This window comes from Devosia sp. 2618 (assembly GCF_040546815.1).
Classification (GTDB): Bacteria; Pseudomonadota; Alphaproteobacteria; order Rhizobiales; family Devosiaceae; genus Devosia.
Window position 1 is genome coordinate 1,767,509 of the sequence record NZ_JBEPOO010000001.1, and the last position, 25,562, is coordinate 1,793,070.

Here is a 25,562-nt window from a genome sequence, read left to right on the forward strand (position 1 = left end):
ACTTGTACGGTCGGAGATACGGCGTGGATCAGTGAGAAGTTTCTTTTATGGCTTAGGTTTAGCGATGTCGGTCAGGCGGAATTGAACCTGCTCGCGGCCCTGATAATGGTCGATGGAAAGCGCACCTGCAAAGTGCATAGGCGCATCGGTGCCGCGCAAAAGTGTATCGCCGATTGCCGTGGTTGCGGCACGGAAGGCGATTGCCTTTAGCCGCGCACCATCTTCGGAGGTCAGCGTGAAGCTGACATGCCCGCCCTTGCCGACGACCTGCGCAAATCTGGCGCGGTGCGCGGGGAAGGCAAAAAGTGGTCCCGGATTGCCCGAGCCAAACGGCCCTGCCCGTTCCAGATCATGCACGAGGTCGAGCGAGGCACCACGCGCGGTAAGCGCTGCATCAATCGGCAAAGCCGTGGCGGCGCGGGCAGCGGCAACGTCGACAGAGAGTTTTTCGGCGAGGAACGACCGGAACGGACCGAGTTGGCCAGTCTTGATGGTGACGCCAGCCGCCATGGCGTGGCCGCCGCCCTTGGCCACCAGTCCCAGATCGACCGCTTCGATCACAGCGCGGCCAAGATCGACGCCCGGCATAGAGCGGCCCGAGCCGGTGCCTGTACCGTCGGGTTGCAGGGCAATGGCGAAGGTGGGGCGTTCGAACCGATCCTTGAGGCGTGAGGCGATAAGGCCGGCAACACCAGGGTGCCAATTGGCCGACGCCAGCACGAGGACCGGCGGGCCTTCGCCATTGCCGATTTCCAGTTCGGCGACGGAGATAGCCTCTTCGACGGCGTCGACTTCAATGCGCTGGCGCTCGGTATTAAGCTCGTCCAGCCGTGCTGCGATTGAGAGAGCGTGGTGTTCGTCCTCGACTGTCAGCAGTTCGGTGCCCAGAGCGGCATTGCCGATGCGACCGCCGGCATTGATGCGGGGGCCGATAAGGAAGCCGAGGTGATAGGGATTGAGCGGGCCTGACACGCGGGCGGCGAGCGCCAAAGCGGCCATGCCGAGATTATCGCCCCGGCGCGCCACTTCCAGCCCGCGCACCACAAAGGCGCGGTTGAGACCAACCAGCGGCACCACATCGCAGACCGTCGCCAGCGCGACCAGATCGAGCAGCTTGAGCAGATCGGGCAGTCCGGTATCGCCACGGTTACGCAAGGCGCGGTTGACGGCGACCAACACCATGAAGGTGACGCCGGCAGCGCAGAGGTAGCCAAGGCCGGAAATATCGTCTGGGCGGTTTGGATTGACCAACGCATTGGCGTCCGGCAGTTCGTGGTCAGCCAGATGGTGGTCGATCACCAGCACATCGACACCGCGCCCACGGGCGTGGGCAATGGGCTTTTCACTGGTCGTGCCGCAGTCGAGCGTGATGATCAGCGTGGCGCCGGCTTCGATGAGCTTGTCCATGGCCGCGATGTTGGGGCCATAGCCTTCATAGATGCGGTCGGGAATATGCACCTGCGGCTCAATACCAAAGTGGCGCAGATAGCGGGCCATCAGCGCGCAGGAACAGGCGCCGTCCACGTCATAGTCACCGAATAGCGCGATGTCCTCGTTGTCGGCGATGGCTTTGGCCAGCCGGTCAGCGAGCGGGTCCATGGCCGTCAAAGTCGACGGATCGGGCATCAGCCCGCGAATGGTGGGTTCGAGATACGCGGCAGATTCGTCGAGCGACACACCACGCGCGGCCATAATGCGCGCGAGGATTTCGGGGATGCCGCTGCGCTGAGAAATCGCCGTCGCAGTGCGGGTGGTGGTGGCATCAAGACGGTCGACCCAGGCCCGGCCAGTCACGGATCGGGTAACGTCTAAGAATGGGCGCGGGGCGTCGAACATGTTGCAGAGTTAGGCGATTTCCAAGCACCGGTCGAGCAAAAGCTAGGCGGGCAAAGGCGGACCGACCACCTCCATCCCATGCAGCCGACTTAACTGCCGAAACTGCTCCGACATCGGATCGAGCATTTGCGACGTAAAGAATGCTTCCATCGTCCCGGCGGGCCTAAACATCACCATCAGACGACCCGTCGCGGTCGTGTTACGGAAGGCGTGCGGCACGCGCCGTGGACCAAAGATCATGTCTCCCGGGCGCAGCTCGAAAAACTCGTCGCCAACCCGAAACCGAAACGCGCCTTCTTGGACGAAAAATGTCTCGTCTATGTCATGGTGATAGTGAAGCGGCGGGCCGCCGCTGCCGGTGCGAACGGTATCGATGACGAGCAGCGCACCGTCGGAATCGCTGGATGTGATTTTGGTATCAAACCTGCCGTTCAGGAAATTGATGGGATGGCCATGCCGATCCGCATCCGCACGCACGACGAAAACAGGAGTTGGCATAACCTTGCTCCGTTACCGTTCAAGGTACAGAGCCTCCTCCTGCCACCCAAGGGTGTCAAGCAAATGCTACCGCGCGTGCTGCGCCTTGATCCAGCGGACTGTTTGGCTCCAACTGCGCATGACGATGGTGCTGGTCACCACCGAGTTGCGGCGCAGGCGGACGCCTTCCAGCAAGGTGCCGTCAGTGATGCCGGTGGCAGCCACCAGAACGTCGCCGGCGGCGAGTTCTGTCACGTCATAGATGCGATTGGGGTCCTCGATGCCCATGGCAAAGGCACGTTCGCGCTTGGACTGGCTATCGAGGATCAGCTTGCCCTGCATTTGCCCACCGATGCAACGCAGCGCGGCAGCGGCCAACACGCCTTCCGGCGCGCCGCCAGAACCGAGATAGATATCGATTCCGGTATCCTCGGTGTTGACCGCATGGATCACGCCGGCGATGTCACCATCGCTTATGAGTTTGACGGCCACGCCGGTGGTCCGCAGTTCTTCGATCAGTCCGGCATGACGCGGACGGTCGAGCACGATGGCGGTGATTTCACTGATCGGAACGCCCTTGGCCTTGGCCAGTGCCTTGACGTTTTCCGTCGCGGTCCAGTCGATATGAACCGTGCCGGGTGCATATTCGGCGCCGATGGCGATTTTGTGCATATAGACGTTGCGGGCAACGTTCAGCAGTCCGCCGCGTTCGGCCATGGCCAGCACGACGATAGAATCGGGCTGGTTCTTTGCGCAGAGAGTGACGCCTTCAAGCGGATCGACGGCGATATCGACCTCGGGCCCCTCGCCCGCGCCGACGGCCTGGCCGATAAAGAGGTCGTCGCACTCATTCTCTTCGCCTTCGCCGATGACGATGCGGCCCGAGATCGACACGCGGTCGAGTTCGGCCTTCATCGCTTTGACGGCGGCTTCGTCGGCGGCCTGCTCGTTCCCCTTGCCGCGCCATTCGGCGGCAGCAGTTGCTGCGCGTTCAGTGACGCGCACCAGTTCCAGTGTCAGGCTGCGATGCAGATGGGCGGGGCTCTTGTCGCCCTCTGCCTTGCTCAGTTTCATGCGTCCTCCCGGGGCCCAATCGCCCCAGACGGCCTAGAGCGTTTCGATCCGGATCAATTGTGGCTCACCCACGATAAACCCGTCAGCGGCGATCTGCGCAAGCGATTCACGCACAGACGCTTCCAAAGTCTGTTGAGTGATCAACACCACAGTGCGGGTTGGCGAACCATCGGGCGCCACTGCCTTAGCGTTCAAATCGGAACGCTGGATGACAGAGTCGATCGAAATGCCGCGCTCACCCATGCGGGTGGCGATGGCAGCGAGGGCACCAGGTACATCCTTGGCGCTGAGGCGGATGTAATAACCGCCGTCATGGGCGCGCATAGGCGCCTGCTTATAGGGCAGCAGTTCTTCGACCGGGACGCCCAGCGGCGGCACGCGGGTGCCACGGGCTATGTCGAGGATATCGGACAGGACCGACGCAGCGGTAGGCGGACCACCAGCACCGGGACCGGCCAGTAGCAGCTCATGCACGTGGTCGGTTTCGAGGGCGACGGCGTTCATCACGCCATCGACGCCGGCAATGGCCGAGCCCTTGGGTACGAAGGTGGGGTGCACGCGCTGCTCGATGCCTTCATCGGTGCGCTGCGCAATGCCCAGCAGCTTGATCTTGTAGCCAAGCTCTGCGGCCACCTTGATGTCGTGCTGGGTGATCTTGGAGATACCCTCGACGCGGATCTGGTCGGGCGCGATTTCGTAGCCAAAGCAGAGCGTCGCGAGAATCGACAGCTTGTGCGCAGTGTCGAAACCTTCGACGTCAAAGGTCGGATCGGCTTCGGCATAGCCGAGCGCCTGCGCGTCCTTGAGGCAGTCAGCAAAGCTGATGTCCTCATTGCCCATGCGGGTCAGGATATAGTTGCAGGTGCCGTTCATGATGCCGAACACCTTGGCGATGCGGGCCGAGCCGAGACCCTCGCGCAGCGTCTTGATGACCGGAATACCACCGGCAACAGCGGCTTCAAAGCCGAGCTGAGCGCCCGACTCTTCGGCCATTTTGGCGAGCGAAACGCCGTGCTTGGCGAGAAGGGCTTTATTGGCGGTCACGACCGGCCGGCCGATTTCAAGCGCAGCTTTGACCGCAGCGAATGCCGGACCGTCTTCGCCGCCGATCAGCTCGACGAACAGGTCGATCCCATCGGACTTGGCCAGCGCCACCGGGTCGTCGAACCAGTCGAGGCCAGAAATATCAATGCCGCGGTCGCGGGAACGCGAGCGCGCGGCAACGGCCGTCACAACGAGTTTGCGGCCAAGTTTTCGCGTGAGTTCAGCGCCATCCTTTTGCAGGATGCGCACCAGCGTCGCGCCGACATTGCCGAGACCGGCAACGCCCACGCGCAGCGGTGGCAGCGTCTCACCTTCGCCGAATTCCTGCATCGCCTTGAGGATGCGGGCGCGCGTATCGGAACGCGGTTCGCGGCCCTCGCGCAGGTCAAACACGAACAGCGGATCGCCCGCGACGGTGCGGCCGAACCGTGTTGGCGTCCAGCCACGGGCGGAGATGAAAGATTCTACGGCTTGGCGGAAAGACTGGATATCACTCATGGTGGCGCCATCTGCATAGGATTTCGCCTAGCCGTCAATAGGAGTTTGGTGTTTGGCAGCGCGGCAAGATGCCATCGCACAAGATACCGCTCTAAACGCCCGATTTTTATGCATCAATTGCGCTACGTTGCGCCGACCTGAGCGCTCAACGCTTGGCGACGTTGGTGGCCGCATCGACCAGCACATCCAAATATGTCGGGAAGCCCCAGCGCAGAGACAGCACGCTTGGCGGCGATACGGCAGCGACCTGCTCGGTGCCGACAAGCGCCGCGAGCCCGCCATTGATGATGGGCGGATACGACTTTGCCTGTGGCGTTGCCAGCCAGGCGTCGAGGGCCGACTGCTCCTCGTAATAGGTCACGAAGATATCGCCTTCGAGCTTGTCGAACAGCTCATAGCTCAGCGGATAGAAGTATTGACCATCGGCGGGCGCGAGTGCGGCGACGCTTGGGTTTAGCTTCAGGCCAAGATCAGTCAGGAACCGGATGCGGGAATCGAGCGGCGCGTAGACGGCGATGGAGCCGTCATAGTCGTTAGCACTGGCGAAGCTGATCTCGGACAAAACCGGGTGCTTGGCGAACTCGTCGGCCAGCCAACCTTCGGTATCAGCGACCAGCGCTTCAGCTTCATCGGACTTGCCCAGCGCCTTGCCCACGGTGCGGGCGATGTCTTGCCAAGAGCTTGAATAGGCGTCGCCGGAATATGCCACCGTCGGCGCGATCCCAGACAGCAAAGCATATTGGTCCTCGGTGACGCCGGAGAACGCGGCGATGATCAGGTCTGGGTTGAGAGCGGCGATCTGCTCGAATGGTGGTTCGCCCGAATTGCTCATTACCGTCGGCGCGCTGGCACCCAGCTTTTCGAGTGCAGTCTCAAACCATGGTTGGATACCATTGTCGCCGCCGCCGTAGGACTGAAAAGGAATGCCGACGGGAACGACGCCGAGCGCGATTACCGCGTCTTCATTGCCCCAGCCCCAAGTGACGACGCGTAGCGGCTCGGCCTCGATGGTGGTTGAGCCCCAGACATGCTCCAGCGTTACCGGAAATTCCTGCGCTAAGGCGCTGCCAGATATGAGGGTGAGAGGGATAACGAAAGCAAACGAGCGGAACATGGCGCACCTTTGGATGGGTTTCGCCATGCCATACAAAACATGATTGGCAATGTCATGAAAAAACTGTAGCCAGCCGCCGGTACGGTCACATCTCGATCGTGAGTGGAGTTTTTTATGACATTGAGAATTCTCGCCCTGCCGGTGGCCATCAGCCTGCTCGCGCTTGCGGCGTTTGCACCCGTAGCGGCAATTGCCGACGAATTCCCGGTCAGCGTCGATCATATCTATGGTCCGACGATCATTCCGGCAGCGCCCGTGCGGGTGGTGACGCTGGGCTGGATGACGCAGGATATCGTCGCCGATTTGGGTATTATCCCCGTCGGCACGCCCAAGGTCACTTGGGGTGATGACGGCACGGGCCTGCTGCCGTGGTTCGCCGACACTATCGCGGCCATCGCGCCGGAGCGCTCTGCTCTGCTCAGCATTGATGACGGAATTCCCTTCGAGGACATTCTGGCGCTTGATCCCGATGTGATCCTCGCGCCGATGAGTGGCATCGACGAGAACGACTTTGCCCGCCTGTCCTCAATTGCGCCGACTGTCGCCTATGAAAAGTCCGCTTGGGACGGTCGCTGGCAGGACGTGACGATGACTATCGGCAAGGCGCTAGGCAAGACCGCCGAGGCCGAGCAGCTCATCGCCGATACCAATGCCGCCGTTGCAGCCGAGCGCGCCGCGCATCCTGAATTTGCCGACAGGACTGCGATTTTTAGCTACATCGTGCCCGGCTCGGGCATCATGCATGTCTATTCGCCAGACGCGTCACGGGTGCAGATGCTGGTCGATCTGGGCTTTTCGCTGCCGCCCGAGGTTTCTGCTGCGACCGACGGCATTGATCTGAGCACTGAGAGGCTTGCCACGATCGATACCGACGTACTGGTTGCCTGGCACAATGAGCCCGAAGAGATCGAGTATGTGAAGACCGACCCGGTCTACAGCCGCTATCGCCCGGTGGCTGAGGGTCACTATGTCGGCATTGCCGATCCGAGCATGGTGATGGCCGTCGTGGCGCCCTCCCCGTCAGCCATCAGATGGTCGCTGCAAATTTTGGTCAACGACCTGGCTGAAGTGCTCAAGAACTAACGCAAAAGTGCCCAGATTATCCGGGCTCTTTTCATTTCGATTGATTGCAGTGATTAGCCGACCAACGGCACCACATTGCCCTGCCCTGGCTTGGAGCCGAGCAGCTTCTTGATATTGCGCGCCGCCTGACGGATGCGCTGTTCGTTTTCAACGAAAGCAAGGCGGATATACTGGTCGCCATATTCGCCAAAGCCCACGCCTGGCGCGACGCCGACACCGGTTTCCTTGATCAGGAGCTTGGCAAATTCGAGCGAGCCAAGATGAGCGAACTGGGCTGGGATTGGCGCCCAAGCAAACATCGTCGCCTTTGGAACTGGGATGTCCCAGCCGGAACGGGCAAAGCTCTCGACCATCACGTCGCGGCGATGCTTGTAGATCTTGCGCACTTCTTCGATCACGTCATCGGAGCCATTGAGCGCTGCCGTTGCCGCGACCTGAATTGGGGTGAACGCGCCGTAATCGAGGTAAGACTTCACGCGAGAAAGCGCAGCAATCAGCCGCTCATTGCCGACGGCAAAGCCCACGCGCCAACCGGGCATCGAATAGGTCTTGGACATCGAGGTGAATTCGGCCGTGATGTCGATCGCGCCCGGAACCTGCAACACCGATGGCGGTGGAGAATCTTCATCGAAATAGATCTCGGAATAAGCGAGATCGGACAGGATGAAGATGTCGTGCGCCTTACAATACTTGACGACCTCGGTGTAAAAATCGAGGTCAGCCGTATAGGCGGTCGGATTGGCCGGGTAGTTCAGCACCAGCGCAATTGGCTTGGGGATCGAGTGCCGCACGGCACGGTCCAGCGACCGCATGAAATCTTCGTTCGGATCAGCCGGCATCGAGCGGACGACGCCGCCAGACATGATGAAGCCGAAGGAATGGATCGGATAGGTCGGGTTTGGCACCAGCACCACGTCGCCGGGGGCGGTGATGGCCGAAGCCATGTTGGCAAAGCCTTCCTTGGAGCCGAGGGTCGCGACAACCTGCGTGTCGGGGTTCAGCTTCACGCCAAAGCGGCGACCATAATAGCTCGCCTGTGCCTTGCGCAGGCCGGGAATCCCGCGCGACGACGAATAGCGGTGGGTGCGGCCGTCCTTGACCGTTTCCTGCAGCTTTTCGACGATGTGCTGCGGCGTGGGCATGTCCGGATTGCCCATGCCAAGGTCGATCACATCGACGCCTTCGGCGCGGGCCTTAGCCTTGAGCGGATCGATATGGGCAAACACGTATGGGGGAAGACGGCGGATTTTGTGGAAGTCGTCGCTCATGATTTCCTCGGCGGTCCTGAGACCTGAACTGGGCCGCGACGCGCCGTTAGGGGTCGCCACGCCTCTCTTTGAGGCCGTGATTATCGCGGAATTATGGTTGTGAACGGGTTAAACAACCCCATTTTCGGGGCGCTTTGTCGTGTTCGGCTCTTCCCGGCCCGATGGGGCCACGCGGGAAGAGCTAGCGGGCGTTCGCCGCTGCCCCAAAGGCAGCCGCAGACACTGCACAGCCGGCGAGCGAGGCTCCAACCTTAGCAACAGTGTACAGAGACTGCATGTCCCTTGCCCTTCAGATGCGATTTTTGTAATGAAATCAGCTATCGACAAGGCCGTTCTTAAATCGTCCTCCAGCTATTGTAAATGGCCGGTCGGAAGCCAACCTTCGGCTTGAGAGCGGCATACGGTGAGGTAAGACTTTGAAGCGCATTGCCCTGGTGACGATCGGCACGCAAGGCGACGTTCAGCCCTATCTGGCGCTTGCCATCGCGCTGAAGGAAAAGGGATATTCGGTTATTCTCGGGGCCTCGGAAGAGTTCCAGAGCATGGTCGAAGGCTACGGAATCGAGTTCCACACGCTCGGCCCATCCATTCAGGCCTTCCTGCTGCAGCAGCGATTCGAGAATGCGATGAGCCAGTCCATGCTCATCAATGGCCCGTCCCTGCTGCGCCAAGGCCAGCAGATCGTCGACACCGCTGCCCGCCACGCATGGAATATGTGCCAGGGCGCGGACATGTTGATTCTGAACATGAACACCAGCTTTGGCATCGACATTGCCGAGGCGCTGCATATTCCGGCCATCATGGTCGGCCTGCAGCCGCTCAATTCGACCAGCGAATTCCCGCTCTGCATCTATTACGATTACGGCGCTGATTTCGGACCGGCCTTCAACAAGCTCAGCTACACGGCGATGACCGTGCAGCAGATCTATTACAACCTGCCGCGCAACAAGCTGCGCCGTGAGTTGATGGGGCTAGATGCGCGCAAGAAGGGCGGCTTCTTCCGCAATACCGACGGCACCTCGCTGACGACGCTTTACGCCTATTCCGCGACCATCTCCCCTCGCCCGCGTGACTGGCCCAAGAGCGCCATCGTCTCGGGTTATTGGAACCTCAAGGATCGCAGCGACTGGCAACCGTCGGAAGAATTCCAGAAGTTCCTCTCGGAAGGCGATGCGCCCGTCTATATCGGCTTTGGTTCGATGCCATTCGGCGCCGAGCGCAACACCAAGATCCTCAAGGAAGCCGTCGCCATGTGGGGCGGCCGTGCCGTCGTGGCGCGGGGTTGGGGCGGCATCAATCCGCACGACCTGCCGAGCACGATCTTTGCTATCGAGAAGGCGCCGCACGACAAGCTGTTCAAATACGTCTCGGCCGTGGTCCACCATGGCGGGGCGGGCACGACCTCCGCGGGCCTCCACCTCGGACGCCCGACCTTTGTGGTGCCGCAGACGGTCGATCAGCCCTATTGGGGCCGTCGCGTCTATGAGCTTGGCTGTGGTCCAAAGCCTGTGCGCCTGCGCAAGCTGAACTCGGAAATCCTCGCCGGCGCCCTGGCAGATCTGACGACTAACGAAGACTATCGCCGCAACGCTGCCGACATCGCCGAGCAACTGCATGCCGAAGAAGGCACCGAGAAAGCCATTAAGGTCATCGAACGCGTCATGGACAACTATGTGCCACGCGTACCCAAGGCCAAGAAGCTCAAGAAAATCAAACCGGCGCTCAAGCTGGTTGGGTAGTGGCAGGTGCCAGCCTTAGCACAGCGGTACGCCCTCGTGGTTCGAGGGTCGCTACGCTCCCACCTCACCATGAGGACTACTGAAGCACCTCACCAAGAGTAGCCCTCATGGTGAGGTGCGCGTTCTTCGCGCCTCGAACCACGAGGGCGTGGCACGATGATCCAACAAAAAAGGGAGGCTTTCGCCTCCCTTTTGCATGCTTTGGAACCCCGCCTTATTCGGCTGGAACCGCTTCGGCGCTATCGAGCGCGTCGATGCTTTCGCCGCGGTCATAGACTTCCTGATTGAGGATGCCCTGGCGCCTGGCGACGATGGTTGGGACCAGTGCCTGCCCCGCGACGTTGACCGCGGTACGGCCCATGTCGAGGATCGGGTCGACTGCGAGCAGCAGGCCGACGCCTTCAAGTGGCAGGCCCAGGGTCGAGAGGGTCAGCGTCAGCATGACGGTGGCGCCGGTCAAACCAGCCGTTGCTGCCGAACCAATGACCGACACGAAGACGATCAGCAGGTATTCCTGGATGCCAAGCTGGATGCCGAAGAACTGGGCCACGAAGATGGCCGAGATCGCTGGGTAAATGGCGGCGCAACCGTCCATCTTGGTGGTCGCCCCCAGCGGCACGGCGAAGGCTGCGTATTCACGCGGCACGCCGAGGTTCTGCTCGGTGATGCGTTCGGTCACCGGCAGCGTACCGATGGACGACCGCGACACGAAGGCGAGCTGAATGGCCGGCCATGCGCTCTGGAAGTAGCGGATTGGGTTGAGGCCATGGGCCTGCAACAAAACCGGATAGACCACGAACAGCACGAGGGCGAGGCCGATATAGATGGCGGCTGAATACCAGCCCAGCTGCGCCAGTGCGTCCCAGCCATAGACCGCAACGGCATTGCCGAGCAGGCCGATGGTGCCGATTGGTGTCAGGCGGATCACCCACCACAGGATCTTGTGCACGATCTTGAGGAAGGCGCGGTTGAAGGCGAGGAACGGATCGGCGGCAGCGCCGACTTTGAGCGCTGCAATACCGACCACGATCGAAACGACCAGGATCTGCAGCACGTTGAAGTTGAGGCTGGTGGTCGCGCCGCTATCGGTGACGCGGGTCGACGCCTGCAAGCCCAGGATATTGGACGGGATCAGGCCCTTAAGGAAATCGAGCCACGAACCTGTCGACGATGGCGCACGGGCAGCTTCCGCAGCGACTGCAGTGTTGAGGCCGGGCTGGATGATGAGGCCGAGCGCAATACCGATGGCAACGGCGATCAGTGCCGTGATGGCGAACCACAAAAGGGTCTGCCAAACCAGCTTGGCGGCATTGTTGAGTTCGCGAAGGTTGGCGATGGAGGCGACGATGGCCGTAAAGACCAGCACTGGCACCAGAGCGCGGAGCATTGACACGAAGGTCGAACCAATCGTGGCCAGCGTCTGGGTCAGCCAGTTGGCATTGCCGGCGGCATCGGGGCCGATTTCGCGGGCGATGTAGCCCAGGATGAGGCCGATGACCATGGCGGCGAGCACCTGGAAGCCAAAGGATCGATAGAACGGCTTGGGCGCGCGCGGCGCCCGAGCTGCGGAGAGAGTGGTCGGGGACATATGAAACCTGCGGATTGCCAGAGGTATTCGCTCAGTGTCTGAGCGTCATGCCTCAAAATTAGCCACAATCTACGCCTCTGCGCCGGAAAACTCTGCGCACGAGCTTCCATATCCCGGTACGAAAGAGAAAAATCGCCTCACCAGATAGCCGTTATGAGCACGTTATGCCTCAGGCGGATCGGGCGCGGCTGAAAAGCGTGGAGAGTCCTGCAATGGCAACGGGCACGAAAACAGCGGCGCAGAAGGCCGTAACGAGTAGGCCGTTGCCCACGTCGAGCCAGACCAGCACACCCAAGGCAACGCCTGCAAGACCGAATGCCAACCCGGTTAGGCGATGGACAATCCGCCAGCCCCTTTCGCTGCGAATGGGCCACGGCATACGCAGCCCGGCATAGGTGTGTCGTTCAGCCTCGAACAGGACGATGCCGAGAACGAGAAGGGCGACGCCGAACCAGAGGCCGGTGAAGCGGACGAAATCGAGGTCGGAACCGATGCCCGTCAGCAAGAGGCCAAGTTGCGTCGACGCGACGACCGCCATTAGCAGTGTCAGCGAGGGATCGAAGATATGCTGGACCTTGGCGTAGTGGTTTTTAGTGAGCAGCCGGCCAATGAGGAAGAATGCAGCCAGCAGAACGATCTGCACCATCGGCGCTACAATCAGTGTCGTGTCACGTGGCCAGATCCAGTCGGGACTATTGCCGGCCCAATGCGCTGCAAAAGCGAAGTCAGCCGGAATTCGATAATAACCCACGCCCGTTATCGCCACGGTGACGGCCAGGAGCAGTAAATGGAATCGTGTCACAAGCGAGCGCATGTCAGCTAGATAAGCCGCTCGCCGCGAAAAACCAGATGGAGTTTGTTGCCATCTGGATCGCGCAGGTAGGCGCCGTAGTAATCTGGCCCATAGTGCACCCGAATTCCCGGTGCGCCATCATCGGTTCCGCCGTTAGCGAGCCCTGCCGCATGGGCGGCATCAACAGCTTGTGCCGACGCAGCGAGAAATGCTGCCATTCCCGGCGCTGGTAGGCTGTCCGTTGTAGGGTGAATAGACATAAAAGCGCGGGAGCGATGCCCCCCCCCGACCCAGCACACTGCTGGCGGTCCACCGTCGGGCGCAACCACGCGGCGACGAAGCCCTAAGGGCAATAGAACGGCATCGTAAAAGCTGGCGGCGCGATCGAGATCACTGGCACCGACGGTGATGTGGCTGAACAAGGCGCGCTCCACAAAAGAAAAGGGCCGGTCTCCCGGCCCTTCGCATAAATCTGGATTTGAAGCTTAGCGCTTCGAGAACTGGAAGGACTTGCGGGCCTTGGCCTTGCCGTACTTCTTGCGTTCGACGACGCGGCTGTCGCGGGTCAGGAAGCCACCCTTCTTGAGGGTCGGGCGCAGGGCTGGCTCAAAGAAGTTGAGTGCCTTGGAGATGCCGTGACGAACGGCACCGGCCTGGCCGGACAGACCACCACCAGCAACAGTGACGACGACGTCGTACTGGTCGGTGCGTTCGGTCGCAACGATTGGCTGCTTGACGATCAGCTGCAGAACTGGCCGCGCGAAGTAGGTTGCGAATTCGCGACCGTTGACGACGACCTTGCCCTTGCCTGGCTTGATCCAGACGCGAGCAACGGCGTTCTTGCGCTTGCCGGTTGCATAGGCGCGGCCCTGAGCATCGAGCTTCTGCTCGTGAATCGGTGCAGTGTTGATCGCAGGAGCGACGGTCGAGGTGCCGAGCTCTTCGAGGGAGTTGATGGTTTCAGCCATATTACTTCACCCGCGCATTCTTGGAGTTCATCGCAGCAACGTCCAGCGTGGCTGGGTTCTGCGCTTCGTGGGGATGCTCAGCGCCGGCATAGACGCGGAGGTTCTTGAGCTGAGCACGAGTCAGCGGGCCGCCAGGCATCATGCGACGGACGGCGTTCTCGAGCACGCGCTCTGGAAAACGACCTTCCAGCAGCTGACGAGCAGTACGGTCCTTGATGCCGCCGGGGAAACCGGTGTGCCAATAAAACTTGTGCTGGTCCAGCTTACGGCCGGTGAGCTTCACCTTGTCGGCATTTATGACAATGATGTTGTCGCCCATGTCCATGTGTGGGGTGAAGGTAGGCTTATGCTTGCCGCGCAGACGCGAAGCGATGATCGAAGCAACACGACCCACGACGAGGCCATCGGCGTCGATCAGGATCCACTTCTTTTCGATCTCGCTCGGTTTTGCCGAGTAAGTGCTCATGCTTGAATTCCCTAGATTTCTTAGGCTTGCGGCCTTCATCAATCGAGGAAAGCAGCGTGTTCGTGGCGTCGTTTATGGGGGATTCCCGACAACGTCAAGGGGGTCAATTTATATCAGCAAAATCAACAACTTATGGATGCGGTATTATAATACCGCACCTAGTGACCGCTTTTTCGTCATGTCTGCCAGATAGGCGCAGATGCTCGATGCCAGAATGAAGGCTAGGCCCTGATGGCCAACGGCCAGATCGATCTGGATCATCGACAGCAGTGTCGCGATACCGAGGCCGACCTGCGCCACAACGAGCACGGCAATCACGGCCATCCATCGGTGAACGCCGCCCAACCCTGCCCTGCGCATCTGCAGGATCAGCAGCACGAAGGTCACGATGGTGATGAGATAGGCCAGGATGCGGTGATTGAACTGCACTGTCAGGCCATGCTCAAACATGCTGCGCCACGCCGGATCATAGGCACCGAGCCCATCAGGGATCAGCTTGCCTTCCATCAGCGGCCAGGTGTTGAACCCCATGCCGGCATCGATGCCCGCGACAAAACCACCGGCCGCGATCTGCAACACCAGCATGGCCAAAAGGATTGCGATGGACGTAACGTTGAAGCGCGTCACGACACCTTGCGTCGGTTGCGGCCGCATTCTTCGAGCGACCCAGATCAGCGCCAGCAGCAATAGTGCGGCGGCGGTCAAATGGGTCGCGAGTCGGTATTGCGACACGGAAGTGAGTTCGGACAGACCCGACGACACCATCCACCAGCCGAGGAAGCCCTGAAAGCCGCCGAGCAGGAAAAGCCCCACCAGTGGCAGCGCCATGTCGCGCGTCAGGCGTTTCTGGACGAGGAAGACGACAAAGGGAATGGCGAAGGCGAAGCCGAGCATGCGGCCGAGGAAACGGTGGATCCACTCCCACCAGAAAATACCCTTGAAGTCCTCAAGGGTCATCCAGTGATTATAGACCTCATACTGCGGAATCAGCTTGTAGCCGGCGAACTCGGCCATCCACTCGGCTTCCGACATCGGCGGGATGATTCCCGAAATGGGCCGCCACGTCGTGATGGACAGACCTGACCCGGTAAGGCGCGTCATGCCGCCTACCATCACCATACAGAGCACCATGAAGGCCATGACGTAGAGCCAGATTCGCACGGGGCGCAGGCGGTCATGGGCGATGGTAGTTTGGGTCAGTGCGGCATCTTGGATCGTGGTCACGGCAGTTTCCCGGTGTCGGTCGAGAGGCCGGAGTGGTATGCCCGTGTCGAATTTCCCGCAATAGCCGCGATGCCGCACATGACACAGCGCAACCGAAAAGCCCTCGGCATCTTGCTGATCCTTGGCTCGATCATCGCCTGGCTATCGATTTTCACGTCGATCTATCTGGCGTTTCCGCCCGATCTGCCGATCTGGATCCTGATGCCGTATTTCATCGTTGCGGGCATGGGCTGGCTGTATCCGGCCATGCAGATCATTCGGTGGATGGCGAAGCCCGACGCCTGATCAGCCAGTCAGCTTGCCCATCACCGTGAACACCGCGCCGGTCGCATAGACGTCGACATAGCGATACGCCTGGAAGTAGCCGTTGAGCGAGACGCGCGGCAGGGCATGCAGTGTTTCGGCATGGTGGGCATATAGCCCCCCGGGGCGAGTTGTGACGCCGGACTTAAAGCCCAGATCGCGCGCCAGATCGTATTCGCGCTCACCCGCCGAAAGCGGCCCGCCAAGCGGATATGAGAAGTGCTCCGGACGTTTGCCGAACTGGGCGTTGATGATGTCGGCCGACTGGGACATTTCGCTGCTGGCTTGTTCTTCCGACAGCTTGGCCAGTTCGTAATGATGCACGGTGTGCGCGCCGATGGTGCAGAGCGGGTCATCGGCGAAGGTGCGCAATTCCTGCCAGTCCATGATCAGAGCACGGCATTGCTGGTCGAGATCATAGCCATAGGAAGCGGCGAAGCTGCGAACGAGCTCGACGCGGTTCATCTCGGGCATTTTACGCAGTAGCCAATAGAGGCGGTTGAACGCGGCGTTTTTCTCCGCCGTAGTGCGGCTGTCGAGATAATCCGTGTCATCGCCCTGCGTGATGGCAATGGCATCCTGCCGCGCGATAATGTCCTCAATCGCTTGCCACCAGATCTCCCCTACGCCATCGACCAGCGCGGTCGGCACATAAAGCGTGAAGGGCGCACTGTGCGCGCGCAGGATCGGCAGCGCGAAGACCAGATTGTCCTTATAGGCGTCATCAAAGGTCAGGACGACAAAACGTCGACCGGCCTCAGGCGCGGTGACGCGCTCGATGGCTTCGTCGAGACTGACGATGTCGATATCCAGCTCACGAATACGTTCGATGACGTAGTCGAGAAAATCGGGCCGAACTTGCAGGATGGCGTTTGGTGAAAAGTCGGCGGGCTTGTCATGCAGGACCCGATGCAGCGTGAAGATCACGCCGCGCGATTTGGATAGCGACCGAATGAGCCCTGGCAGCCGGGACAGCCACAGGGCTTCGAACATAGCTCGGATCGCCGCATATTTGGCTGACATAGCAGCTCCTGTCAGGCTGCAACACGCGCCGGTGCCGCCGCGATCTCGCAGCGATCAAAGCCAGATTCCAGTAGGCGCGAGCGCGTTACGGCAACCTCGTCGAGGTCATCCTCGGGGCCAACCACCAGCACCAGACGCCCCTCGACACCCTCAAACATCGGGAGGCTTGAGCCCTTGCCGACGCGCCCTGTCATCAGCACCACGACTTCGTAGATATCGCCCAGCGCCTCGACCAATGTCAGCGGCTTCCCCGAATTTGGTGCGATGAACCGAGCGGTGCCCCATGGGACTTCGGCAAAGCTGTTGTCGGCAGATTTGTGCACGACATCGCCAAAGCTGGCGCCATCGGCGCTGAGGTCGGACATGCCGAGCTCGTCTTCTCGACGACCACTGCCAGCGTCCACCAGCGCAACGCTCAGGCCGCGGCTAAGGGCATCGCCAACCAGTTCCTCGGCCAGCACTTCGCAGTTGACGTTCGAGCCATGTGCGGCGAGCAGCACCAGATGAGTACGGCCAAGCACCAGGTCCGATGACAGGTCGGCCAGCGCCACCACCTTAGGTCCCTCCGCACGCGCCACGACGGGAGCGACCGGCGCCGCCTCGGCAACTATCGGCGCATCGTCTGGCACACTGGTGACCGCTGCCAATACAGGCGCAACATCAGGCTCGGCCGCTTCGGAAGCAGGATCAGTCCATTTCTGTTCGGGCTCAAGCTCGCCTTCATTGAACGGCACGCTATCCAATTCATCCTGGCCACGGCTTGGCGCTGCGCCGGGGATTATAGCGCGGCCGGAGATCAGCTCGCCAAAGATGACGAGGCCGAGTTGGGTCGCCAGAGCAACGATGCCTACGGCAAGCAGAATGAACGCCGTCTTGGGCGATGCGGGAGAGACAGCGGGTGCCGCTTCAGTGACAACGCGCACGTCCGGCAAAGCCGAGCTGGAGTCGACGCGGGACACTGCCTCGCTATAGCGCTGCAGATAGCCTTCGAGCAGGTCGCGCTGCGCCTTGGCTTCGCGTTGCAAACCATCAAGCGTCACAGTGTCCTGTGTAGCCGTCGAGGCGGAGGACTTGGCGCGGGTAAGGTCGGCCTGTAGCGAGGTTTCAAGATCGGCTTCAATCTGTGCTTCCGCTTCAAGCGCATCGGCAACGCGACGGCCTTCGATGCTGATCTGGTTGTTGAGTTCGGCAATCTGGGCAGCAAGTGCAAGAATGGCAGGATGATTGCGCAGCAGGGTCGCAGAGCGCTGGGCCATTTCGCCCTGCAGTCGCGCCTTCTCCTGGCTCAACTGCTGGATAATGACGGACTGGCGCACATCGCTGATGCCGTCGATGGGCTGGCCGCGCTGGATCATGCCGCGAATGAGCGCGGCCCGCGACAGAGCCGCGTTCTTGCGCTCCTGCGCCGAACTGATCTGGGTGGCGACAGTCGACAGCTGCTGATCGAGCAGGCTGGTGTTGTTGGAGCCGATGAACAGGTCGTTGTTGACCTTGAAGGTCGCGACAGCAGTTTCGGCCTCCATGACGGAGACGCGCAGCTTGGCGATTTCTTCGCTCATCCAGCCCGACGCTTCCGCCGTGTCAGACAGTGAAAGCGAGGCTCGACGCGCGACGTGGGCGGCGGCGACAGCATTGGCGATATCGGCAGCCAGCTGCGGGCTGGTCGAGCGCACCAGCACCGAGATGATGCGCGAGTCGCGTTCCTGAATGACCGTCAGGCGCTCATAGAGATTGCTCAGCACAGTCTCGTCGACACTAACGGGCGTCGAACGTCGGCCCAGCAATTGCGTGACGACGCCGAGCGGCGAAAAGCCCCCTGCACTGCTGGTGCCGTTGAATTCAGGGATCGAGCGAAGGTCCAGCTGGTCGATCACGCGCAGCAGAGTGTCACGCGACTTGATCAGTTCGATCTGGCTCGACACGACGCCTGCTTCGCCGCCGGTGACGGATGGGGCCTGCTCATTGGAGGCGCGCGTATAGACGTTACTGCGGGGCTCAACCAGGATCGACGCCGAGGACTCGTACATCCGCGGCATAAACATCAGAATGACGAATGTGGCGGCCAGCAGCAGCCCAGTGACAAGCAGAATCCGAGGCAGCCGCCGAACGACCGCCCCAAGCACTGCTGCCACATTGATCCGAGCGTCGCGCACGACCTGCGACTCAAACGCCATTATTCACCCTCGCACTATGACCAGAGTTATTGCGACTGCGTGGTAAGTAATCCGTTAATCGCCCACCATTGGGAGCAATACGGTACGCAAGGAAGGGATTTATTAACCATGAATGCGTGAGATTGGTGCATCTCGAAAGTGCCGGGGATTCTCATGCGCTGGATGCCCATTCTCACAATTGCACTGATGCTGCCTCTGGCGGCGTGTGCCTCCACGCGCCCCGCCACCTACTTGGTCGAGACCAAGGGCCCCTACCAACTCGATACCGGCGACTCGGTTCGCGTTTCGGTTTACGGCGACGCCGAGCTCACCAATACCTACCGCGTTGACGATAGCGGCTCGATCTCATTCCCGTTGGTTGGCCAGGTTCCCGTGCGCGGCACGACGACAAAAGTCGCCGCCAGCCGCCTCGCCGGGGCACTCGCTAATGGGTATATGCGCAACCCCAACGTTGCTGTTGAAGTGGCTGAATACCGGCCCTTCTTCATTCAGGGCGAAGTGCGCAATGCCGGTCAGTTCCAGTATGTTTATGGCATGACCGTCCGCGCCGCGATCAGCACATCGGGCGGCTTCTCAGATACAGCCGACCGCAACCGCGCTCTGGTTTATCGTCAGCAGGGCGATCAGATGGTCAAGGGCACCGTCGATCTCGACTTCCCGATTTATCCCGGCGACACCATCGTCATTCTGGAACGCTGGTTCTGACGGGGACGACGATGGCCCAGCCCAATCTGCGCATCCTGCAGGTCATGCGGGCGCCTGTGGGCGGCCTGTTTCGCCACGTCGCCGATCTGACCCGCGCGCTAGCCGCCAATGGCCATGAGGTTGGGCTTGTCGTCGACAGTCTCGCCAATGATGGCCAGACCGAGCAAAAACTGCACGACCTGCTGCCGTATGCCAGCCTGGGCATTCATCGCTTCGCTATGCCGCGCACTTTGGGTAAGGGCGATCTCAAGACGCCGTTTGCCGTCCGCAAACTAGCCCGCGCGCTGAATATCGATGTGCTCCACGGCCACGGCGCCAAGGGCGGCTTTTATGCGCGCCTCGCCCGCCTCGGCGGCAGCAAAGCGGCAACGCTCTACACGCCTCATGGCGGCGTGCTGCACTTCTCCAAATCCTCGCTGTCTGGCCGCGTGTTTCACAAACTCGAACGCCTGCTGATGAAGCAGACCGGCGCAATCATTTTTGAAAGCGCCTACGCGCGCGACACGTACTCCGCGCTGATCGGCAAACCCACCTGCCCCACTGAGGTCATCCATAACGGCCTGAGCCCGGACGAATTCATTCCAGTGGCACCGTCTACTGACGCGGCTGATTTCGTGTTCGTCGGAGAGTTGCGCGACCTCAAGGGTATCCATGTGCTGGTCGAGGCGCTCGCGCCGCTCAAACGCCCCGACGCCAGACCTGCAACGCTGGTCATGGCCGGTGACGGCCCAAGCCGCGCAGAACTCGAAGCCCAGATCACCAAGCTGGGCCTTACCGAGCGCGTCAGCCTGCTCGGTGCACAACCGGCCCGCCCAACCTTCGCGCGCGGCCGCATCGCCGTCGTGCCGTCGCTGGCAGAGTCCCTGCCCTATGTCGTTCTGGAAGCTGCTGCGGCTCAACTGCCGGTCATCGCCACCCGCGTCGGCGGCATCCCCGAAATCTTCGGCGCCACCTCGGACAGCCTTGTTCCTGCGGGCAACGTCGACGCCCTGCGCACCAAGATGCAGGACACTTTAGACGACCCTGCCGCCGCCAAGGCCGAGATGTTGGAACGCCTCAAGCGCATCGAAAGCAATTTCTCGCTTGCCACGATGACCAGCGCAATCGAAACCCTCTACCACACGGTATTGAAACGAGGTTAAGCCTCGCGCTTCACTGAGTATAAACGCCTTGCTGCGACGATGTCGGCAAGAGTTCTGTACCGGTAGCGTACCATGTATCGAGTTGACCCCAAGCAGGCCGTGCAGGAGCACGTTTTGAAGCAGACCGCCGCAGGCGACTCCGGCCGTACCCTGTCGGCTCCCGCTGAGGCTATTATTGCAGCCCCGGTCGAGCGGACAATTTCGGGCTCTGTGGTGTCGGGCGTGGCGCAGGTTATTGAATCCGCGCTGCTCGCCGTACTGGGCTACGGCATTTTCCTGTTCTACGTCGATATCGGCAGTCCATCCTTCTACGTTCCGGTCGTTTTGGCCTCCTGCCTTCTGGCCAATATCCTATTCAACGCAGCGAGAACGCACCGCATCACGGCCTATCGCACCATCTTCAACCAAACTGGCCGCGTGCTTGTTGGCTGGACGCTGGTCATGACCATGCTCACTGTCGGCATTTTCTTTTTCAAGGCGGCCGATCTGGTGTCGCGGGTCTGGGTCATTACCTGGTTCATCGGCGGTGCCGTCCTGCTTGTCGCCTACCGGATGACGTTACGCGCTATCGTCATGCGCTGGACCCAACAGGGTCGCCTGCGTCGCCGCACCGTCATTGTTGGCGGCGGCAAGGATGCCGAAGCCTTGATTGATCAGATCCGCGATGGTGCCAGCAATGACATCGAATTGCTCGGCCTGTTCGATGACCGCATCGATGACCGGTCGCCCGAAACGGTCGCCGGTTACCCCAAGCTCGGCAAGGTCGCCGACCTGATCGAGTTTGCTCGCCGCACTGAGGTTGATCTTGTGCTGGTTTCGATGCCGCTATCGGCCGAAAAGCGTGTGCTTGATATGCTGACCCAGCTCTGGGTGCTGCCGGTCGACATTCGGCTGTCCGCGCATATGAGCAAACTCAAGTTCACCCATAAAGCCTATTCCTATGTCGGCGACATCGCCGTGTTCGACATGGCGGACCGCCCTATCTCGGACTGGAATCTGGTGTTCAAGTGGGTGTTCGACAAGCTGGTCGCCGTCACTGCGCTGATCCTTTTGTCCCCCATCATGATCATCACCGCCATTGCCATCAAGCTTGAGAGCAAGGGCCCGGTTTTCTTCATGCAGAACCGGCATGGCTTTAACAACGAGCTGATCAAGATCTACAAATTCCGCTCGATGCGTACTGACATGCTTGACGCGTCGGCATCTAAGCTGGTCACCAAGGACGATCCGCGCGTCACCCGCGTCGGCAAGTTCATCCGCAAGACCTCCATCGATGAGCTGCCGCAGCTGTTCAACGTGCTCAAGGGCGAGCTGTCGATCGTTGGGCCCCGTCCCCATGCCCTGCAGGCCAAGGCCGACAACCAGCTTTATTACGAAGCCGTCGAAGGCTATTTCGCTCGTCATCGCGTCAAGCCTGGCATGACCGGCTGGGCGCAGATCAATGGCTGGCGCGGCGAAACCGACACCATCGACAAGATCATGCAGCGCGTAAACCACGACCTCTATTACATCGAGCACTGGTCGCTGCTGTTCGATTTTTACATCGTGATGATGACGCCCGTGTCGCTCGTCTCCAAAAACGAGAACGCTTATTGAGCGCCACCGGCACCTTCACTAGCGGTACTGCAAAGGCCGGGCCCGAAGGGCTCGGCCTTGCCTTCATTCGCCAGCGTGCCCACCGGTTGCTCGACCTGATGGTCGGCTTCTGGATTTTTACCGGCGGCCTCGTGCTGTTCGAGCCTTCGCCCTACGAGCTGACATTCCTTGCCGTGCTGCCGCTCGCGCTGATCGCTGGTATCGGGCTTTACCGGTCCACCTTCGGCCTCTTCGCCATCATGGTGGGCTTTACCCCCTTCGCGTTGATCGCCTGTTTTCAGGTGCGCCAGACGCCGCTGCCAAGTGCACTTATCTTTTCCATCGTCACTATCTTCTTGATGCTGACGGCCTATTTCATCGCCAACTACGTTGCCGAAGCCACTGAAAAGCGCATGCGGATCGTGATGAACGCCTATACGGCTGCGGCGGTCGCCAGTGCGCTCATCGGCACGCTCGGCTATCTCGGACTCATCCCCGGTACCGAAATCTTCACGCGCTACGGACGCGCCAAAGCCGCCTTCAACGATCCCAACGTGTTCGGCCCCTTCCTCGTGTTGCCCGCCATGTATGCGCTGCAACGCGTCCTGCTGGGCTCCGGACGAAAAGCCTTCTTCGCCGGCGGCATTTATCTCATCTTATTCATCGGCGTCTTCGCCAGCTTCTCGCGCGGCGCGTGGGGCCATTTCGCGGCGTCGTCGCTGATCGTGCTGGTGTTGTGCTTCTGGCTGGAATCGGCGGCGCGCGACAAGGTCCGCATAATGATCATGTCGCTGGTCGGCGCGGCGATGCTGGTCATTGCGCTGGGCGGGTTGCTCAGCATCCCATCCGTCGCCGCCCTTTTCGAAGCCCGCGCTGCCAGCCAAAACTACGACTCCGGCGAGACTGGCCGCTTTGGTCGTCAGGGCTATGCGTTCGAATTGGCACTGGCCAATCCGCTCGGCATAGGACCCGGCGAGTTCAGCAAGATGCGCGTCGTCGAAGAGCCGCACAACGTCTATGTCTCGGTCATGCACGTCTATGGCTGGGGCGGCGGGGCGCTCTACTATCTGATGGTCATCCTCACCCTGTGGCGCGGCATCGCGGCCCTGAAACGCCCCTCCCCTTACCGGCTGATGATGATCCCGCTCGTCGCCACTTTCTCGATGCTGGTGGTAGAATCCGCCATCATCGATAGCGACCACTGGCGACACTATTATCTGGTCGTCGGCCTGATCTGGGGCATCGCCACAGCCATCAACAACGACCATCGTCGGTCGGCTGCGCGCGACCGCATGCTGGTCTAGGACCAGATCGGCCCACGCAGAAAGCGCACGGCCAGCTGCACCGTGCCATCGGCAAAACCAGGCGTGTGCTGTTGCGCCAGGACGGTTTCCGCATGCGAACCGATCCAGGCCAGCAAGGCCATGCGGCGCAACATCACCATGGCGTCCATGGCCGCGATATCTTCGGCGCTCAACGGCCGAATAGCCAGATAGCCCTCCAGCCATGCGGCCCGCAACGCCGGAACCGCCGCATGGGTTTCGTGGAAGGAAATGGCCGCCGCGAAGTCGAACATGAACCAGCAGAAGCCGCAGTCATCGAAATCGATCAGCGTCACGCGATCGCCATCGACCAGCAGATTGCCAAGCCTCATATCGGCATGGATCAGCCCGTAGCGGTCAGCCTCGGTCCCATAGGCTTTCAATTGCCCCCGCAATGCGTCCGATAGCTCTTCGAGAACGAGCCTGTGCGAGTTTTCGACGCCCGGCGCGATCCGCCAGTCTCCCCACAGGCCGTCAGGATCAAGGATCGACGCCGCTTGCCAGACCTGTCGCTCAAACCGCTCTGGCGGCGTCCAAGCGCTGACATGATCATGCAGCTCCGCCGCATAGCCACCTAGCGTCCGGAACAGGTCATCCAGATCGGAATGAGGGCTGGGCTCCTGCCCCGGCGCAAACCGGAACAGCACGGCCAGCCGCTCACCATGCGGCGTCTCAAAGCTCTGCAGCAAAGCCCCGTCGCGGCCGATGATCGGTTCCGAAATCGGCAGCGTCGTATCCCTGCGCAGCGCCATCAGCCATGCCAATTCGCTCTCTATCGACGCCCTCGACTGGTATCCCGGCCGATGCACACGCAAAACGAAGCTACCCAGCACAGGCGTATCGATTCGAAAGATCAGGTTTTCGGAGTGATTGATGAGCCGCACACAGCTGCCATCCAGTCCAACCCAGGACGACAATGCGGGTTCGACATCGACAGCCGTAATCGGCATGGGGCAAAGCTCCAGGCTTGGGACCTGCGGGGCAACTTGGCCAATTAGAAAGAAAATGGTCGGAGCGGCCGGATTTGAACCGACGACCCTTTGTCCCCCAGACAAATGCGCTACCAGGCTGCGCTACGCCCCGACTGCGCGGAGACATACGGAAACAGGGGTTTTGAGGCAAGCCCCTTTTCCAGCTTTTAGGAACGAAAGTCGAATAGGTGTTATTTACTATGGCTTCTGCAACGTGTGCGGCCACCGCACTCTCAGACCGCTCTGGGTCTTTATTTCACGCCAGCTCCACCTTCTAGCAACTCAAGTCGCGGTCCAATTGTTGGACATGCCAGTGTTGGTACTTTCCCCCCAGTACGACATCACTTCGTTAAGCACCACGAAGAACTGCACCAAAATTTTTGGTGATACACTGCTCTTCTCCCTACACGACGCAAATACGCGATACCGCCACTTTGCTTTGCGACATGCCCGCGCACTGATGATCGGCACCAATTCATTGGTTTCCCAAATACATAATATCAGCGCAGTTCTTTGTCCCACGGTATCTAGTACGCCCCGCACGATAACTTCGGCCCACGTCAAAACACGCCGCGCTGCAACTGGCGCTATTGGATGTGTATGCCGCTTGAGTGGAGGGGTGCTCTTGCCATACCAACGCCGCCCGCCGCCCCAGGAATTCGCTCGGGTGGAGGAAATATCACGAGAACTGGTTCGTCTCGAAAGCAGCGCCAAAGCATTGCGGCGCGAACGTGATCTACTGCTTCAACAAGGGCGAACTGTACCGGAAACTACTCCGGGAGAAAGATATCTCATTGCCAAACAGCTTAAGGCGAGTGGGGCCACATTCGCCGAAATTGGAAGAGAACTTGGCTGCAGCAGACAGCGAGCCAAGCAAATCATCGCGCATGGCGATCAAAAAAAATTCCCCCCGGCCCAACAACAACCCGGCACTGTCAGCGCTCGTACGACTAACGCAATAATAAAACTATTATGCTTGAGCTCAAACACGATCACTAAACAACATCTCATGCGAGCTGCTATTCGTATAGAAGAACTGAAAAGAATGCCAAATTTTGGAGAAAAATCTACAAATGAGCTTCTACGTGCAGCGGCGATCGCATCCGGATCGGGAACTACTGAAGATAAACTGAATAAACAAAAACCATAGTAACTTCTTTTATTTTAGCACATCT

23 protein-coding genes and 1 tRNA gene are annotated in these 25,562 nt (G+C 60.4%); 8 read left to right on the plus strand and 16 right to left on the minus strand.

The genetic code is table 11. The features are described 5' to 3' along the window. Positions 1 to 45 precede the first annotated feature (45 nt). The 5 genes from recJ to ABIE28_RS08980 all read right to left on the minus strand — a co-directional run bounded on the left by recJ (position 46) and on the right by ABIE28_RS08980 (position 6,043). Positions 46 to 1,836, minus strand: a complete 1,791-nt coding sequence (recJ, locus tag ABIE28_RS08960) for a single-stranded-DNA-specific exonuclease RecJ (protein WP_354062089.1) — start codon at positions 1,834 to 1,836, stop codon at positions 46 to 48. Between the two features lie 42 nt (positions 1,837 to 1,878). Then, on the minus strand, positions 1,879 to 2,334 hold the full coding sequence (locus ABIE28_RS08965; protein ID WP_354062091.1) for a cupin domain-containing protein: 456 nt from the start codon (positions 2,332 to 2,334) through the stop codon (positions 1,879 to 1,881). 66 nt (positions 2,335 to 2,400) lie between these two features. Beyond that, a complete protein-coding gene (gene glpX, locus ABIE28_RS08970) occupies positions 2,401 to 3,387 on the minus strand; it encodes a class II fructose-bisphosphatase (protein ID WP_354062093.1) in 987 nt (328 codons plus the stop codon). A gap of 33 nt (positions 3,388 to 3,420) precedes the next feature. Then, positions 3,421 to 4,761 (minus strand): homoserine dehydrogenase, encoded by a 1,341-nt coding sequence (locus ABIE28_RS08975; protein WP_354066427.1) that lies wholly within the window; start codon positions 4,759 to 4,761, stop codon positions 3,421 to 3,423. A gap of 313 nt (positions 4,762 to 5,074) precedes the next feature. Further along, positions 5,075 to 6,043 carry an iron-siderophore ABC transporter substrate-binding protein gene (locus tag ABIE28_RS08980; RefSeq protein ID WP_354062095.1) on the minus strand — a complete coding sequence of 323 codons (969 nt, stop codon included), beginning with the start codon at positions 6,041 to 6,043 and terminating at the stop codon, positions 5,075 to 5,077. A gap of 114 nt (positions 6,044 to 6,157) precedes the next feature. Between ABIE28_RS08980 and ABIE28_RS08985 the strand changes: the two genes are divergently transcribed. Beyond that, positions 6,158 to 7,126, plus strand: a complete 969-nt coding sequence (locus tag ABIE28_RS08985) for an ABC transporter substrate-binding protein (protein WP_354062097.1) — start codon at positions 6,158 to 6,160, stop codon at positions 7,124 to 7,126. A gap of 53 nt (positions 7,127 to 7,179) precedes the next feature. Here the strand turns inward: ABIE28_RS08985 and ABIE28_RS08990 are convergent, their stop codons facing one another. Continuing rightward, entirely contained in the window at positions 7,180 to 8,394 is a 1,215-nt protein-coding gene (locus tag ABIE28_RS08990; protein WP_354062099.1) for an LL-diaminopimelate aminotransferase, read from the minus strand. 416 nt (positions 8,395 to 8,810) lie between these two features. Between ABIE28_RS08990 and ABIE28_RS08995 the strand changes: the two genes are divergently transcribed. Beyond that, a complete protein-coding gene (locus tag ABIE28_RS08995; protein WP_354062101.1) occupies positions 8,811 to 10,133 on the plus strand; it encodes a glycosyltransferase in 1,323 nt (440 codons plus the stop codon). Between the two features lie 214 nt (positions 10,134 to 10,347). Here the strand turns inward: ABIE28_RS08995 and ABIE28_RS09000 are convergent, their stop codons facing one another. The 6 genes from ABIE28_RS09000 to ABIE28_RS09025 form a co-directional block, all read right to left on the minus strand. After that, positions 10,348 to 11,721 (minus strand): dicarboxylate/amino acid:cation symporter, encoded by a 1,374-nt coding sequence (locus ABIE28_RS09000; protein ID WP_354062102.1) that lies wholly within the window; start codon positions 11,719 to 11,721, stop codon positions 10,348 to 10,350. A gap of 169 nt (positions 11,722 to 11,890) precedes the next feature. After that, complete coding sequence (locus ABIE28_RS09005) at positions 11,891 to 12,472, minus strand: SdpI family protein (RefSeq protein WP_354062104.1); 582 nt, start codon at positions 12,470 to 12,472, stop codon at positions 11,891 to 11,893. Positions 12,473 to 12,540: 68 nt separating this feature from the next. Beyond that, a complete protein-coding gene (locus ABIE28_RS09010) occupies positions 12,541 to 12,936 on the minus strand; it encodes a VOC family protein (RefSeq protein WP_354062106.1) in 396 nt (131 codons plus the stop codon). Between the two features lie 63 nt (positions 12,937 to 12,999). Then, complete coding sequence (gene rpsI, locus ABIE28_RS09015; protein WP_354062108.1) at positions 13,000 to 13,482, minus strand: 30S ribosomal protein S9; 483 nt, start codon at positions 13,480 to 13,482, stop codon at positions 13,000 to 13,002. A gap of 1 nt (position 13,483) precedes the next feature. Next, the gene (rplM, locus tag ABIE28_RS09020; RefSeq protein WP_354062110.1) at positions 13,484 to 13,948 is read right to left on the minus strand and encodes a 50S ribosomal protein L13; all 465 of its coding nucleotides are present in this window, start codon (positions 13,946 to 13,948) and stop codon (positions 13,484 to 13,486) included. A 144-nt stretch (positions 13,949 to 14,092) separates the two neighbouring features. Next, entirely contained in the window at positions 14,093 to 15,172 is a 1,080-nt protein-coding gene (locus tag ABIE28_RS09025) for a COX15/CtaA family protein (protein ID WP_354062112.1), read from the minus strand. Positions 15,173 to 15,250: 78 nt separating this feature from the next. On the opposite strand from ABIE28_RS09025, the gene ABIE28_RS09030 reads away from it, so the two are divergent. Next, a complete protein-coding gene (locus ABIE28_RS09030) occupies positions 15,251 to 15,457 on the plus strand; it encodes a DUF2842 domain-containing protein (RefSeq protein ID WP_354062114.1) in 207 nt (68 codons plus the stop codon). On the opposite strand, the gene ABIE28_RS09035 is transcribed toward ABIE28_RS09030, so the two are convergent. After that, complete coding sequence (locus ABIE28_RS09035; RefSeq protein WP_354062116.1) at positions 15,458 to 16,498, minus strand: polysaccharide deacetylase family protein; 1,041 nt, start codon at positions 16,496 to 16,498, stop codon at positions 15,458 to 15,460. 11 nt (positions 16,499 to 16,509) lie between these two features. Then, positions 16,510 to 18,672 (minus strand): GumC family protein, encoded by a 2,163-nt coding sequence (locus ABIE28_RS09040; protein ID WP_354062118.1) that lies wholly within the window; start codon positions 18,670 to 18,672, stop codon positions 16,510 to 16,512. Positions 18,673 to 18,825: 153 nt separating this feature from the next. Between ABIE28_RS09040 and ABIE28_RS09045 the strand changes: the two genes are divergently transcribed. From ABIE28_RS09045 to ABIE28_RS09060, 4 genes are all read left to right on the plus strand, one after another. Further along, entirely contained in the window at positions 18,826 to 19,377 is a 552-nt protein-coding gene (locus ABIE28_RS09045; RefSeq protein WP_354062120.1) for a polysaccharide biosynthesis/export family protein, read from the plus strand. 11 nt (positions 19,378 to 19,388) lie between these two features. After that, positions 19,389 to 20,519 carry a glycosyltransferase family 4 protein gene (locus ABIE28_RS09050; RefSeq protein WP_354062122.1) on the plus strand — a complete coding sequence of 377 codons (1,131 nt, stop codon included), beginning with the start codon at positions 19,389 to 19,391 and terminating at the stop codon, positions 20,517 to 20,519. A gap of 72 nt (positions 20,520 to 20,591) precedes the next feature. Beyond that, positions 20,592 to 22,115 (plus strand): undecaprenyl-phosphate glucose phosphotransferase, encoded by a 1,524-nt coding sequence (locus tag ABIE28_RS09055; protein WP_354062124.1) that lies wholly within the window; start codon positions 20,592 to 20,594, stop codon positions 22,113 to 22,115. Beyond that, on the plus strand, positions 22,112 to 23,398 hold the full coding sequence (locus ABIE28_RS09060) for an O-antigen ligase family protein (RefSeq protein ID WP_354062125.1): 1,287 nt from the start codon (positions 22,112 to 22,114) through the stop codon (positions 23,396 to 23,398). The genes ABIE28_RS09055 and ABIE28_RS09060 overlap by 4 nt, the downstream gene beginning before the upstream one ends. On the opposite strand, the gene ABIE28_RS09065 is transcribed toward ABIE28_RS09060, so the two are convergent. Next, a complete protein-coding gene (locus tag ABIE28_RS09065) occupies positions 23,395 to 24,366 on the minus strand; it encodes a phosphotransferase enzyme family protein (RefSeq protein WP_354062127.1) in 972 nt (323 codons plus the stop codon). The two genes, ABIE28_RS09060 and ABIE28_RS09065, sit on opposite strands and share 4 nt — an antisense overlap. 56 nt (positions 24,367 to 24,422) lie before the next feature. After that, positions 24,423 to 24,499, minus strand: a tRNA-Pro gene (locus ABIE28_RS09070). Positions 24,500 to 24,700: 201 nt separating this feature from the next. Between ABIE28_RS09070 and ABIE28_RS09075 the strand changes: the two genes are divergently transcribed. Next, entirely contained in the window at positions 24,701 to 25,537 is an 837-nt protein-coding gene (locus ABIE28_RS09075) for a hypothetical protein (RefSeq protein WP_354062129.1), read from the plus strand. Positions 25,538 to 25,562: the final 25 nt, after the last annotated feature.

What these genes read in the sequence shown, in the direction of transcription:
- ABIE28_RS08980 (WP_354062095.1), bottom strand. Translation starts at nt 6,043, where the DNA reads ATGTTCCGCTCGTTTGCTTTCGTTATCCCTCTCACCCTCATATCTGGC.
- ABIE28_RS09055 (WP_354062124.1), top strand. Translation starts at nt 20,592, where the DNA reads ATGTATCGAGTTGACCCCAAGCAGGCCGTGCAGGAGCACGTTTTGAAG.
- rplM (WP_354062110.1), bottom strand. Translation starts at nt 13,948, where the DNA reads ATGAGCACTTACTCGGCAAAACCGAGCGAGATCGAAAAGAAGTGGATC.
- recJ (WP_354062089.1), bottom strand. Translation starts at nt 1,836, where the DNA reads ATGTTCGACGCCCCGCGCCCATTCTTAGACGTTACCCGATCCGTGACT.
- ABIE28_RS09030 (WP_354062114.1), top strand. Translation starts at nt 15,251, where the DNA reads ATGACACAGCGCAACCGAAAAGCCCTCGGCATCTTGCTGATCCTTGGC.
- ABIE28_RS08985 (WP_354062097.1), top strand. Translation starts at nt 6,158, where the DNA reads ATGACATTGAGAATTCTCGCCCTGCCGGTGGCCATCAGCCTGCTCGCG.
- ABIE28_RS09035 (WP_354062116.1), bottom strand. Translation starts at nt 16,498, where the DNA reads ATGTCAGCCAAATATGCGGCGATCCGAGCTATGTTCGAAGCCCTGTGG.
- ABIE28_RS08965 (WP_354062091.1), bottom strand. Translation starts at nt 2,334, where the DNA reads ATGCCAACTCCTGTTTTCGTCGTGCGTGCGGATGCGGATCGGCATGGC.
- ABIE28_RS08975 (WP_354066427.1), bottom strand. Translation starts at nt 4,761, where the DNA reads ATGCAGGAATTCGGCGAAGGTGAGACGCTGCCACCGCTGCGCGTGGGC.
- ABIE28_RS09040 (WP_354062118.1), bottom strand. Translation starts at nt 18,672, where the DNA reads ATGGCGTTTGAGTCGCAGGTCGTGCGCGACGCTCGGATCAATGTGGCA.
- ABIE28_RS09065 (WP_354062127.1), bottom strand. Translation starts at nt 24,366, where the DNA reads ATGCCGATTACGGCTGTCGATGTCGAACCCGCATTGTCGTCCTGGGTT.
- rpsI (WP_354062108.1), bottom strand. Translation starts at nt 13,482, where the DNA reads ATGGCTGAAACCATCAACTCCCTCGAAGAGCTCGGCACCTCGACCGTC.
- ABIE28_RS08990 (WP_354062099.1), bottom strand. Translation starts at nt 8,394, where the DNA reads ATGAGCGACGACTTCCACAAAATCCGCCGTCTTCCCCCATACGTGTTT.
- ABIE28_RS09050 (WP_354062122.1), top strand. Translation starts at nt 19,389, where the DNA reads ATGGCCCAGCCCAATCTGCGCATCCTGCAGGTCATGCGGGCGCCTGTG.
- glpX (WP_354062093.1), bottom strand. Translation starts at nt 3,387, where the DNA reads ATGAAACTGAGCAAGGCAGAGGGCGACAAGAGCCCCGCCCATCTGCAT.
- ABIE28_RS09045 (WP_354062120.1), top strand. Translation starts at nt 18,826, where the DNA reads ATGCGCTGGATGCCCATTCTCACAATTGCACTGATGCTGCCTCTGGCG.
- ABIE28_RS09000 (WP_354062102.1), bottom strand. Translation starts at nt 11,721, where the DNA reads ATGTCCCCGACCACTCTCTCCGCAGCTCGGGCGCCGCGCGCGCCCAAG.